This window comes from uncultured Bacteroides sp., assembly GCF_910578895.1.
Lineage (GTDB): Bacteria > Bacteroidota > Bacteroidia > Bacteroidales > Bacteroidaceae > Bacteroides.
On record NZ_CAJTSC010000057.1, the window covers coordinates 1 to 13,921 of the forward strand.

Here is a 13,921-nt window from a genome sequence, read left to right on the forward strand (position 1 = left end):
GTTTTATATTGATATACAACACCTTTAGGGATTATATAATACTTTTAAATGTAAGTCACTCAATAGCCAAAATATTTTAGAAGAACCGGCGCGAATTACATCTTCATCGATTTAATTCTATAATTATCCGCCTTTGCAAAAGCCCTCTCCTACTAACGGTAATTATAGTTACACTATGATTGAAAAAAACAGTTATTATCGTAATAATAATCTCTTCCAATCCATTAAAAGACAAATTTAGCAATATATTCAACCAAATTAATAATTGGGCTTTTATTTTTTAGCAGGATATGCACATTACTAAACGATACTTGGTAGCGGACTTACTACATTTGCATCAGTTAAACCAAACAATTAAAATTACGGTATACGATGACATTCAAAAATCATTTTTACATTTGCCTATTTCTGTCTTCCATGACAATATTCGGATGCACAGACAATGACACATTTATAAAAGATAAAGATAAGGAAGAAGAAAAACCACCTGTAGAAGAAGAGGAAAAACCAACCCCGCCGGACGAAAACACAGAAACCACCCTATTCGATATTTTTAATCTTGACTATCCCGGATTAAATACGGTTAAGTCTTATCATGAGGCAGGTGACGATAGCGCCGCCTTAAAAGAACTGCTGGCTTACTATAGGAACAGGCAGAATATAAAAAATCCCAATGTCACATCAGAACCTCCCAGTGACGTAGAGCGAGGTTATGCAGACCATGCCATACATGAATATCGTTTTTACGTGAACGATAATTATTTGGAAGATAAAGATTTGAAAGTTCCCTATTCCCTGCAGGACGGTAATAAAGCCATAAATTGGGAATTTACGCCTAAAGGTGCCGATAATGAATATCAGAAACAATTACACCGCCACAACTGGATGCCTCTTCAAGGAAAAGCCTATCAGGATTCCCGTGACGAAAAATATATGCTTTCATGGAAGGAAGTATATACCGACTGGATTGCCAAGCATCCTCTGCCGAAAGCTGCTCCCGATAAGTTCAAGTGGCATCAACTTCAGGTGTCTATACGCATTATGGGGCAGACGGAATCGTTCGAATACTTCAAGCACTCTCCCAACTTTACTTCGGAATGGCTCACTTTTTTCCTGGCGCATTTTGCGGAGCATGCCGATTATCTGTCCAAATACAAATATGCCGGAGAAAACAATATCTTATTAAGCCAGGCTGTGGCATTGGTGTTTGCAGGAACCTTATTTCCTGAACTGAAAAACGCTCCTCATTGGCAGAAAACAGGTTGTGATATCATTAATGAACAGACTTCGAAGTTATTCTTGAACGATGGTATGACAAATGATTTGTCTTTGCATTACCACATAGGCATATTGGACGGCCTATACGACCTCAAACGATTACTTCTTCTGAACAAGGTTCCGGACAACTTACTTTCGCCCAATCTCAATGAAGTGCTTTTGAAAGCGGCAAAGGTGGTGATGCACTTCACCTATCCCAGCTATTTCACGAAAGGAAGCAGGGATTGCAGCCCCGCTTTCAACGATTCATGGATTAAGACCCGCAGCGTACTGAATAAGAATTTCAAGAAATATATGGAAATGTTTCCCGAGAATACCGAATTCGAATATATGTATACATACGGCACAAGCGGCACTTGTCCGAGTACGGCAATAAAAACATTCCCCTCTTCCGGCTTTCATGTACTGCGCAGCGGTTGGAATGCACAATCTACTGTACTTATTCACAGCAACAATGTTTCTTCCAAATTGGGAGATTCGAGCCATAACCAACTTGACAACGGTACATTCGAACTCTATCGTAACGGGCGTAATTTTTTCCCGGACTCCGGTGTCTGCACCTATACGGCGGAAAACAATGAAAATATAATGGAGTTACGGAGATGGTTCCGCCAGACGAAAGCACACAACACCCTGGTTTTAAGCAAGAGCAAAGAACATGAATCAACCGGAGCGGAGAATATCAACAAGGCAGCCGGTAACTTATTATTATCCAAAGAGACAGTCGGACAACAGCTCATTGTTACAGAAAACCAGGGATATGACCACTTCAAGCACCGCCGTGCCATTTTCTACATCCAACAATCGCAAGAGTTCTTTGTACTCGTAGATGAAGGATTCGGAACAGCTACCGGATACGCTAAATTATATTTTCACCTTTGCGATGAAAAGTCTGTTGACAATGTTGTCTTAGATAATCAGCAGTTGGGCGCTCATACCACTTTCGGCGATAAGAATAATCTGCTGATTCGGACGTTCGGAAACAAGACCGCCACTTTCAAAGAGTTCGATGGCCGTATATCCTATAACACAGACAGAATATATAAAGACAGAAAGGCTTATGCAGTTGTCATGCAAAAACCTGATAAAAATCCTGTACGATATATTACAGTATTGTATCCTGTGCAGTCCGATATCAATCATAAAATCGAAGCTCAATTTGTAGATGCAGAGGATGAAAATAATGTATCTGTCAAAGTAACAGTCGATGGAACTGTATATAACTTAAATTATCGCCTTGACAAATGACATAGGTTTATCTAAACAGTCATTTGATATCTTCGGACAAAATGCCGTGATACAAAATACTAAGAATTTGTTGTCATAACAAGGAGTATATATTAGCACTCATTAAACATCAACTATTATTTTGCCCTGTTATTCAGAGTGCGGTGAAGACTATACCTTAATGAAATAATCAAAAAAGAGGTATAGTCTTCACTACGTCTGGAGTGATAGAATGATACAATCGGCGGAACACTGTAACTCTCTTCTTCTTAATGTAGTACATTACAAATTTAATGTAGAACATTACGATGCTGAAGTAGAGGTTAACCAACCTTACAATCCCAGTGGCAATTTACAGAGATACCAAAGAACAAACAATGCACTCCAGGCTACAAGCACAGCCAATGAATATCTCCACGTATACCTGAATAACGAACCGTAGGTAGACTGTTTATCATACTGCTGCATATAAGTCAGGACGAACGGCATATAAAACATAAAAGGAGTGATGGCATTCGTTGCACTATCACCGATACGGTATGCGCATTGCGTCATGTCCGGTGAAATGCCCATATCCGCCAACAACGGAACAAAAATAAAAGACATAAACGTCCATTTTGAAGTGGAAGAAACCATGATAAGGTTTATCAGGGCAGTAAACAAGATGAACAATATTAATATCCACAAACTACCCGACCGGACAGAAGAAAGCACATTCGCTCCCATTATCGCGATGCATGTATCCAAATGAGAATACTCAAAGCAGGCAAACATCTGAGAAGCGAAAAAAGTAATTACAAAATAAACACCCAACAGCTTCATCGGTTGGGTAAGCCCTTCTATTACATCACCGTCCGTACGATAGCGTCCGGAAGCAAATCCGTATATCATTCCCATCAAACCTATGCCCAAGGACAGTAAGAATAGAATGCCGACAATGAACGGAGAACGCATCAAACCGCCATTGACACCTCTCAATATTCCCCATGAAGAGAACGTGGCACACAAAACAAGCGTAGCGTAGAGTAAACCTGCAATTATGGCTCCCAACAAGGCTCTCTGCTCTTTGCGGGATAACTGCTTGTAGCCGCGAAAAGCGTTGTTTCCCTGATATTCCCCTAATTCCGGTAATAGCCTCTTACAGGTGATACGGTAAATAATGGATGCCAGCAGAAACACAGATGCACAAAAGAAATAATAGTTACACAGAGGACCTATCCTTCCACCCGAAGCCCCCGTCATATCGGCTGCCTCTTGCGTAGCTGCGGCAAGCATAGAGTCGAGTGTGCTCAAAAGCATATTTGCACTATAACCACACGACACCGATACATAGGCAACTATAATTCCGCCTATGGGATGCAGCCCCACCGAATGGAATAATGTGGCAGCAAGGGGCAACAGCATGATATATCCGGCATCCCCTACTACATTGGACAGCAATCCCAAGAAAATGACACAGAGCACAATGTGCCACGAACTGTGTTTCCGCCGGCGTATGCCCTTACGTATGCATGCATCTATGAAACCGGAATGCTGCGCCACTCCTATCCCGAACATTGCCACAATAACCAGCCCTACCGGAGCAAATCCCGTGAAGTTGGTCACCACATGGCGCAACAGCCATCGGATTCCTTCCGGACTCAGCAGACTCTGTACGCGTATCTCCTCTCCCGTCTGAGGCAAACGCACGCTCATGCCGTAGACATCAAATATCCACGACAGAAAGATAACTCCCAGCGTTAGCAGGAAGAACATCGTTGCAGGATGGGGCATACGCCATTTATTTCTCATCACCGTCCGATATCAACAGATTATTCATCGTCCGCTTCCAGGTTGTCAATATCAAGGATACGAAGCTCAAGTGCGCGCACAACAAGGCGTGTGGCATTTACCCCTGTCCGTTCGTCATCCCTGAAAAGACGTCCTATCAGGTCGTTCTGACGTTTTTCTAACGATTTCACTCCGAACGGCATACCTTTCAGATTGGCAATCATCTCCTTTGTGTATCCCAAAGCGAGGTGGCGGAGAAAACGCTCGTCGTATTCATCTATATCGTAACTGATGACAGCTTCCTGCCGCTTCGTGTCATTCCGGACGGAAGTTCTGAAGCGTTCCACAATCTTTTCCAGTATGGGATAGTTAAAAACAAACTTCTTTCCGTCCATAACGGCTTGCACATCCGTTTTTGTCAGCAATTCTCCGGTTTTCAGGATGATGCCGTCAGCTCCCGCATCAAGGACATCCACCCATAATTTCTCATTCAGGATCTCTCCGGTGAATATCAATACATGCACACCCGGATAGCGCCTGAAGATATTACGGCAAATATCCACACCGATAGTAGTGGAACCGCCCAGTCCCAAATCCAACAGAACAAGATCGGGTATACCGGCTTCCATCAAGGTCCAAAATTCCTGTTCTGTCATGGCAGTACCGATAACTTCCGCATCCGGTATTTCATGACGGAATATCTCTTCCGTACCTTTCAGTTCCAGTTTTACATCCTCTACGATAATGACTTGAAATTTCTTGGCTTCCATATCTTAATTACTTAACTTCCGATTTTCTCACTATGTCTTTTCATCCTTGTTTATTCTAAATTTTCTTCGAGAAAAATTCTCCGTTTACCTTTTCTTCTGATAACGAGGCAGCGTAAAGTACACAGTAAATCCGCCTTTCTCCATCGGTTCGGCATTAATACGGCATCCTCTCCTTCCGGCAAATTCATCATGGTCGCGGATAATCTGCTTGCATATCAAATATTCCGTACCGCGCAACTCTCCTCTTTCGCCTGTTGTCATACGTGCCAGGTTCGGATAAAACAATTGGTTCAGTTCTTCTTTCGTTTTCTCACGCCGCGTATCCGTAAAAAGGAAACGTACAAAATCCTCTTCTACTGCACAAGTCAGGCGAATTTCTCCTGAGACAGGTACGGACAGGGCTTCATTAATCAAATTCTCCAGCAGAAAGCGCAGTTGATCGATATCCCCTATCACCGATGTATCTACAGTCGCAGTATTGAAAACGACAGATGCGGCAGCTCCCCTGCCCGCCTTACGGAAATATTTCTCAGCCGCTTTCGATAACTCGAAAACGGGAATTACCATACGTCTGAATGTAACCTCTTCCAACTGGCGGGATGCGCATCGGCTCAAAATAGAGAACACTCCCTTGTAGTACTCTATCAATTCGCCGATAGTCGTCACGACCTCCTGTTCTTCCTTCTCCGACAACTCACCGGAACGAAGCTTGCCTATCAGTTGCTTTATTTTATTGGGATAATAAATCGTTTCGTGTTTAATGGCAGACAAACAGTTGTCAAGCACCATATTCTGTACATGCAGTAAACTGTTTTCCCATGAGGCACGGCGTGTTTCATCTTGGGCCGTTTCAATATCCCGGTATTTCGTTGCCAGCTTCACTACTGCATTGAATATCACAATAGCCACGTATCGGGCTATCAATTCCAGCAACAGGCGGTCGGACTCCTGCTGCACTTCATTTCTTATCAGGCACAACACCCCTATGCACCGGTTGGCGTTCCCTGCTTTCACTACAAGAGGCAATGCCTGCACTCCATTCTCCGACAGATATGTCTCTTCCTCAAAACAGCGTTCTACCACTCTTTCCCATGCGGATTTATTTTCTATTGTCTCTTCCCGGGATTCGGATGTATATTCTAATTTACGGGTAACTTCGTTATAGACAGCAATAGCCAGCCGCTCTGTGCCCAACAATTCGTTGATTGCATCGAAAGCATTGGCTACGATGTGTTGCGGAATATTTTTCAGTACATCCTCCTCTTGTTGTAACCACTCTCCATTTTCGGATGCAGGCATTAAAGATGCAATGAACACTTGTTTGTTGATTTCCAATACCTGTTCCATGTTCCAACGGTTCACCAATCTCTTGCGGAAATACAGGATATAATATCCTAAGCACAATGTAACCAGCAAAAGAACGGCCAGCAGAATACTCACCATCTTATTATTCGTAGAACGTTCCAACTCGCGGCAGAAATCCTCCAACGACCGGTCCTCACCCAGCAGTTTGTACAGAGTCGTATAAGCACCGTTGTTATAACTGTACTTGTCCCACTGCTTCAACGCAAGAAACGCAACAGCCGCTTCGTTCCGGATATCCAGTATCACATGATAGTCAGAATTGAACATCCTGTTCCACCAGTCCAGCTCGGCAGGCATATCGTCACCCGCCAAAGCCATGTAACAGTGCGGTTCTTCGGCATACATTCCATAATGTTCGTTCAAACAAATCATTGCAGAGTCTATGTATTGCAAAGCCATTATGTATTCACCGTCCACATTGCAATAATAGGCTTCGTTGGCATAATCGGAAGCCCGGTTCAGTAAAAGTTCGTACTTTTCCGGCGAATCTGACATCAAAGAGTCGGCAAGAATCTTTTCCGGCACATCGCCATCCGTCGCCTGGCTGCAAGAAGCCATGCCCAAAGAGAGTGTTAACAGCAGCATTGTTACCACCTTACGTATTCCAATCGGTAACCTGAAATAGAAACGGCTTCCCTGTCCCAATACACTCTCCACGTTGAACAGACATACATTAAATATAGAATTTGTTTTCCTGTATTTCTCAATGATACCCTTGCAATTCATCAAACCGAATCCACTACCTTTATTTTTTCGCAATTCTTCCCGGTCCGGAGCGTCATTCATGCCGATAGTTTTGGAATCGTATACTTTTTCGCCTACGATATGGGCAATATCATCAGGAGACAGTCCGCGTCCGTTATCCTCAACAGACAGTTCCACATAATCATTCTCCTTGCGGACATATATTTTCACCTTACCTCCCTTGGAAGTATATTTGCGTGCGTTTTCCGCCAGAGTGTTTATCATGAAGAGGGTCAAAGCCTTGTCTGCCTTTACGCAGGCATCGGTCGGTTCCACTTCCAAGATCAGTTGCTTCATTTCGAAGGCACGGTTTCCTTTTCTCAGCAAGTCGAAAAGTTCGTTGAGTTCAAAAGTCTCAATGTTCAGACTCAACGCACCTTGCTTCATTTTAATCCACAAGGCGAGGATATCGTTATATTCGTTAATTGTAGTGACCAGTTCGTCGATATATTGATACTTCTCTTTTTTGATAACTTCGTTACGGATATATCCCATGCGTACCAATTTATGCATCTCGTTCAAGATACGGTCAATGTAAGGATGGACACCGTTGACAATGGCAAAACACGCTTTCTTAATCAAATTCCGGCGTTTATTTTCAGCGATGTGCTGTTCATGGATATAGCGCTGCTTTTCCAGCCTGCGCTGTTCTTCCCCCAAAGAGATGGTAGCCATGCCGTTGTCCAATGCCCATTGGATATAGGGATTGATTACCTGTACCATAGCATGTTCGTCTTTCCTCATACGCTGTGCGACCACCAACTCTCTATTTTTAATACATACGTCATCCGTACCGAACAGGCGTTTCATCCCGGAACGCACATTCTTCAATATCGCGTCCGTAATCTCTTCCTCGGTCTGTGCATCGGCTGGAATGGATGCGGTAATTTCCCGGCAAATATCCAATATGGATTGTAAGCGGTACAGATGCAGTTTATTGCGCACTTTGGAACGTTTATTAAAGAACCAGAAGAATACCAGTACCAATAAAAAAAACATAACCACACAGCAAAGCAACACATTCAGTTGCCCCGCTTCTTTTTCCAACGCCTGATAACGGCTTTCCCATTCTTTGTCCTGACGGGTATCTTCCAAGATATCCAAATATATATTCCGGTTATAGTCCGAATACTCTTTCATTCCTAACCCGGCATACGCCACACTCAACTGTTCTCGTATCCTTGAAATCCATTCGGGAACCGTTTTCAATTTCTGTTGCATCCACAACTTCTCCGCACAGATTGTGTCGCGGCGGTCATAAGCCTTCAACCAATCCAGACTATCATGGCAGTCGTAGAAGCGGCGATGATGGTCGTTTACGCATTCCACTGCGCGTTTCAAAGTGTCAAGAGCCTGCCCGTATTCTCCATGGGCATTCAGATACTTCCCGATGGAGACGTACGCACCCACAATCTGATATATGTCGTTGTATTGCCGGAACTTCTTCAAGGCTAATTGTCCCAGCCTCATGGGCAGTAACGAATCCACCGGTTCGCCAAATTGCCTCAACGCATGCGAACGCCGCCATCGGAAGAATTCGTAATTATCCGGCGCAGCCATCAGATTTGCCAATCCCTGCACACCGTTTCCCTCAAAATACAAATACCCTTTCTTGGAAGCCAGTTGCCAAGTGATATAAAGTTCATCAAACTCCTTTAAGCGACGTTCATCAAGCGTCTCTCCGTTGCACAAAGAAGCCGCCCCTTTTATGTAGTGATAATACAATAACTGATTGGTATCCGTTGCCAATTCCTCATTGTCCGGCACCTCATTGACAGAAACCAAAGCTTCCGCACGTTGCTGCAGATAATAATAGTATACGGCAGATACGATATGAAACTCCGACCGGGCATAGGCAAGCCGCATCCGTTCGTGTCTATCGGCAAACAGGTTATTGTCTTCTGCAATGCGTTTCATACGGCGCAAGGCACTGTTACGGTAATCATAAAACTCCTTGTTCAATGCCGTCCGCTGATAAATCTTCATCATACCTATATCGGCAATCAAAAGTTCCAATTCATTCTTTGTCAGACCGTACACTTCCCGATAATGTTTTTCCGCCAGTTCAAAGTCCATACGCATAAAAGCGCAGAAGCCCAGGTTATTGCACGCTTCCGCCTTTCCCTGCCTGTAAAGCCCCACTTCCCGATAAGCTCTTGAAGCCGCATGGCACGATAAATCCAGGTTTTTATAACGATAAGTATATGCCGCCTGATTCAAGGAATCAATCAGCCGCACCTCTTTTGTAGAAGCCGTGCCCATGCACGAGACGCATGCCATACCTGCCAGATATAGCATCCCCGCCAACAATAATATGGATGAAAGGCATTTCACAAAGCAAAGCTACAAATAAATCCGGTAAAGAGAAATATTTTTTCTACAATAAGTCTTGTATTATGTAGCAGGAAATTCATACCTTTGCATGCAAATTAATAAATAGGTAACATCTATTATAAAATGAGCGAAAAAGCACCCTTTATGGTATTCTCAGGAACAAACTCGAGATACCTTGCAGAGAAAATCTGCGCCAGCCTTGATTGCCCTTTGGGAAAGATGAATATCACCCACTTTGCCGATGGTGAATTCGCAGTTTCTTATGAAGAGTCTATCCGTGGCGCAAACGTATTCCTGGTTCAATCCACGTTTCCCAATTCCGACAATTTGATGGAACTTCTGTTGATGGTTGATGCAGCTAAAAGAGCATCTGCCAAAAGTGTAATTGCAGTTATTCCTTATTTCGGTTGGGCGCGTCAAGACAGAAAAGACAAACCCCGTGTCTCTATCGGCGCTAAATTGGTAGCCGACCTGCTTTCAGTGGCAGGCATCGACCGATTGATTACTATGGATCTCCACGCCGACCAAATTCAGGGGTTCTTCAACATTCCGGTCGATCATCTGTACGCTTCGGCAGTATTCCTTCCCTATATCGAATCATTAAAATTGGACGACCTTGTTATTGCCACTCCCGATGTGGGCGGTTCGAAACGTGCCAGCACATTCTCCAAATACCTCGGTGTACCTTTGGTGTTGTGCAACAAGACACGTGAAAAAGCAAACGTAGTTGCCACCATGCAGATTATCGGTGACGTACAAGGCAAAAATGTCGTGTTGGTAGATGATATCGTAGATACGGCAGGCACTATCACCAAAGCTGCCAACATCATGATAGAAGCCGGTGCCAAATCCGTACGTGCCATTGCCAGTCACTGTGTGATGTCTGATCCGGCGTCATTCCGTGTGCAAGAGTCGGGTCTTACCGAAATGGTATTTACAGACAGTATTCCTTATTCCAAGAAGTGCGACAAGGTGAAGCAGTTGAGCATTGCCGATATGTTTGCCGAAACTATCAGACGAGTAATGAGTAACGAATCTATCAGTTCCCAATACATTATCTAAGCAAGTGGTTAGAAAATAAAAAAAAGGTTGCGCGATTCATTCTGAAATGAATTTTGCGCAACCTTTCTTTTTTAATTAAAGATATCCCTACATAACGTATAAATGAAGCCGGCATAAAGTAGGTATACATATCATCAACATAATAAGTCCCCAACATATTTCGAGACCGACAAATGGCAGTGTCGCTTACATAAAGATTGAAGGATACTTCCACTTCAATTTTGTACACTATATTTTAATATCACCGGATTGTCTTCTTCCTGAACCTTTTTTATTGTCTCTTTCGTTTTTTCATCTAACAGCGTTTCTGCCACCATATATTCCAACCAACCTCGTTCTGCAACTATATACCAATAATTATCATCTACAAAAGTCGGTGGCAGCAGTACCTTACCATCATGAAACTGGCATGAGTAAAGGTTAGAACATTTTGACATCTTACCGTAAAGAAAAAGAGATTGTTTCTCTTGATACATAATAAAAGCAAATAGAAAATCCTTATTTTCTCCCCGATAAATAGGAAAAGCATAATTCTTGCTCCCCTTAATAATGTCTTCAAAAATAGCGGCATGAGAATCCAACTCCTTAAAAGGGAAAGAATAATCTCCGAAATCATAACGAATCACCTCGCTGATGTGCCCCTCATTTCTGTCTATCTTATATACTTTATCATTAGGATAAGGGAAAGAGAAAAACACATCTTTTCCAGACTCATAAAAAGAATAGGGCTGAGTGGCACTTACTTTTAAGGTAGGAATCGAAATATAACCTTTTACGTTTTCCACTATGCGATTTTGCTTGAAAGAATAAATATTTATTTGATCGTTCGTTTTGGACGACCGGGGAGAATAAAAAGCATATAATCCATTATTCAAGCATTTAAAGGTACTGACAGGATACAATTCCCTCGGTATGTTTATTTCACCTACAAAATTGAATTGGTCATCATACTTTCTGATTTTATATGCCGATACATCTAAAATCTCTATATACCCATCTTTCGATATTTCAAAATCAACTATACAATAATATTCCCCCGGACCATATCCTTGCTTACTTTTACTATTCCTCAAGAAAGTTCCATCCTTATCATAAACAAATATACAAGCCGCTTTTTTATCCAGTATATAATATTTTCCTTCATAAAAAATCATTTTGTCGCATCTGCTAAACAACGATGCGGTTGAACTTTCCAAAGGAATTACATCTATAGAAGAAAATAACGTCTCCATATCCAACTGTTTTGAATCATCCGGATTGATAGCCATGCAAACAACATCCGTATCAACGATACAACCATGCCTATTTGCACATCCGCACAACACTCCAAAAAGAAATAAATGGCAATATATATATTTATACATTTCAATTACCTAATTTAAGTCTCACATCTAAAAAAGAAATCAGAAATACACGCTTTATTATATTCAAAGAGGTTGGTCAAAAGAAAACACTCCTTATAAACAATTCATTCTACGAGTAGCCTTATATTACTATAAAAGTACTCTTAGTCAACCTCTGAATCATTGAATTAACCTTTTACTATTATGCAGGCAATCCTGGTACACAACTTACCCAAGTATAGAATACAAATTTATTGTTTTATTAAAATTGATTATTGTTGAAGCAATAGCTACTTGCGTATTTCTATCCACTTTTTTCTCCTTACTGGGATTCAGAATATTCAAATATAATTCTTTCACCTTAGGATTATGCACAGGTTTTCCCACTGCTACTACTCTATTATTCTTGTCAAGTAAAAACGTCTGAAAGTCAAGCATAGAAGAAAATCTGTTCAGTTTGTTCAACTGATCATCCTTATCCATACAGACAGGATAATTGAAATTGTCCCTACGTAAAATAGCCTTTAAACTTCGTGAGTCCAAAGGATGCAAATAAAACATAGCATTCAGTTGTTGAATCAATTCCATCCAAGACGATAACCGCAACTTACAACTGGCACATCCTAAAGAATCAATATAAGTAACAATCTTATATTCAGCAATAGGAATCGTATCGCACACAAAATCGTTTCCAAACAAAGTAAATTTTAAACTATCAGGAAATATAATTTCTTTTCCACTCCACTCTTTCATCAATTGAACAGCTTCATCATGCACATTTACTCTCTTACATCCAAAGAGACAAACAAGCAGAATTATATGTAAAAATAACGTGATTACTTTCATTAATTATAAATTTATTTCAAAACAAACTTTACTAAGCACATATTATCATCCTCCTTCATATCCGATATTTTAGCATATTCATCTTCATCCAAAAGTCCCTTATAGAGTGAGACTTCCTCGTAAGGAAGAACGGACAGTAAATAATCCTCCGCCAAGAATAGCGTTTGAACAGAGATACCTTCTTTCATTTTCTCAAAAACAAAAGAACGACCTGTCTGTTTTTCATAGAAAACATTCTTGAAAGGACGATGCATTCCAACTCCACTACGCAACGCCACATAGTAATAACGACTGTTCTGCGCATGACATTCCATACTATAAGGCAAAATTCCATCGTTCAAATCTTGCAATAGTTTCCGGTTTCTCTTTCCAATCTTTTTAATGGCAGCATAACTCGTCAATAGTTTATCATCAATTCCTTCAGTCCCAAAATCCCAAGAATACTCGTATTCCAAAGAATTCGATTCAAGCCGATAAACCCGAGGTTGATAAGCAGAACCAAAATAAACATTCTTATTATAGGAATAGAAAGGATGCATCAGTCCCATATCCAAAATCCGGTCATTATTCCAATAACCGTTCACATAAGCATGACTATAATAGTCCACAATGGTAATCCCATTTTCTTCCATATTAACACACGACCACAACGCCAAATTTTGTCCGTTATTCAATAATACCATCGAATAATAGTTAGGTTTCACCGGGAGAATTATTTTCTCTATGTAATTCCCATCCCAATCATATTCCAACAAGAAGCCGTATGAACTAAGTAAAGTTATTCTATCCTTTTTTTCGTCTATCATAAAATCAGCCAATAACTGGAACTCACCCGGCCCATTACCCTTTCCACCTATTTCTCTCACGAATTTCCCTGTCCCATCAAACTGATAAAGAGCTGGTTTCAAATTATCGAAAACAAAATATCCATTTTTACAGGGTACCACTTTCTCTACATTCATCAGCAAACAACTATCCATCGTTTCCAAAGGAATTACTTGTATAGATGAGAATAATTCATCTACAGAAGGCAAAACACCACTATTCAACCCTGCTACTTGTAACTTAATTTCTCCATCCATTTTCTGTTGTACTGAACAAGAATAGAACAATGGGAAAAATATTAAAACATATAATAAATTCTTTATAAACAACTTTTTCATACTTAACTATAATCTATAC

The 13,921-nt window shown here is 41.3% G+C and carries 8 protein-coding genes; 2 read left to right on the forward strand and 6 right to left on the reverse strand.

Annotated features, from left to right (window positions below; all coding sequences use genetic code 11):
• Nucleotides 1–372 precede the first annotated feature (372 nt).
• Nucleotides 373–2,526: a heparin-sulfate lyase HepC gene (gene hepC, locus QZ327_RS12130; RefSeq protein ID WP_366143365.1), complete on the forward strand. Its 2,154-nt coding sequence runs from the start codon at nt 373–375 to the stop codon at nt 2,524–2,526.
• A gap of 312 nt (nt 2,527–2,838) precedes the next feature.
• Here the strand turns inward: hepC and QZ327_RS12135 are convergent, their stop codons facing one another.
• From QZ327_RS12135 to QZ327_RS12145, 3 genes are all read right to left on the reverse strand, one after another.
• The gene (locus QZ327_RS12135; protein WP_294619645.1) at nt 2,839–4,296 is read right to left on the reverse strand and encodes an AbgT family transporter; all 1,458 of its coding nucleotides are present in this window, start codon (nt 4,294–4,296) and stop codon (nt 2,839–2,841) included.
• Nucleotides 4,297–4,316: 20 nt separating this feature from the next.
• Nucleotides 4,317–5,045, reverse strand: a complete 729-nt coding sequence (locus QZ327_RS12140; RefSeq protein ID WP_294619647.1) for a DUF5932 domain-containing protein — start codon at nt 5,043–5,045, stop codon at nt 4,317–4,319.
• Nucleotides 5,046–5,129: 84 nt separating this feature from the next.
• Nucleotides 5,130–9,452, reverse strand: a complete 4,323-nt coding sequence (locus QZ327_RS12145) for a DUF5113 domain-containing protein (protein ID WP_294619649.1) — start codon at nt 9,450–9,452, stop codon at nt 5,130–5,132.
• A 159-nt stretch (nt 9,453–9,611) separates the two neighbouring features.
• Between QZ327_RS12145 and QZ327_RS12150 the strand changes: the two genes are divergently transcribed.
• Complete coding sequence (locus QZ327_RS12150) at nt 9,612–10,550, forward strand: ribose-phosphate pyrophosphokinase (protein WP_294619651.1); 939 nt, start codon at nt 9,612–9,614, stop codon at nt 10,548–10,550.
• A gap of 215 nt (nt 10,551–10,765) precedes the next feature.
• Here QZ327_RS12150 and QZ327_RS12155 read toward each other — a convergent pair whose 3' ends face one another.
• The 3 genes from QZ327_RS12155 to QZ327_RS12165 all read right to left on the reverse strand — a co-directional run bounded on the left by QZ327_RS12155 (nt 10,766) and on the right by QZ327_RS12165 (nt 13,902).
• Nucleotides 10,766–11,914, reverse strand: a complete 1,149-nt coding sequence (locus tag QZ327_RS12155) for a 6-bladed beta-propeller (RefSeq protein WP_294619653.1) — start codon at nt 11,912–11,914, stop codon at nt 10,766–10,768.
• Between the two features lie 207 nt (nt 11,915–12,121).
• Nucleotides 12,122–12,739: a hypothetical protein gene (locus QZ327_RS12160; protein ID WP_294619655.1), complete on the reverse strand. Its 618-nt coding sequence runs from the start codon at nt 12,737–12,739 to the stop codon at nt 12,122–12,124.
• Nucleotides 12,740–12,750: 11 nt separating this feature from the next.
• Entirely contained in the window at nt 12,751–13,902 is a 1,152-nt protein-coding gene (locus QZ327_RS12165) for a 6-bladed beta-propeller (RefSeq protein ID WP_294619656.1), read from the reverse strand.
• Between the last annotated feature and the right edge of the window lie 19 nt (nt 13,903–13,921).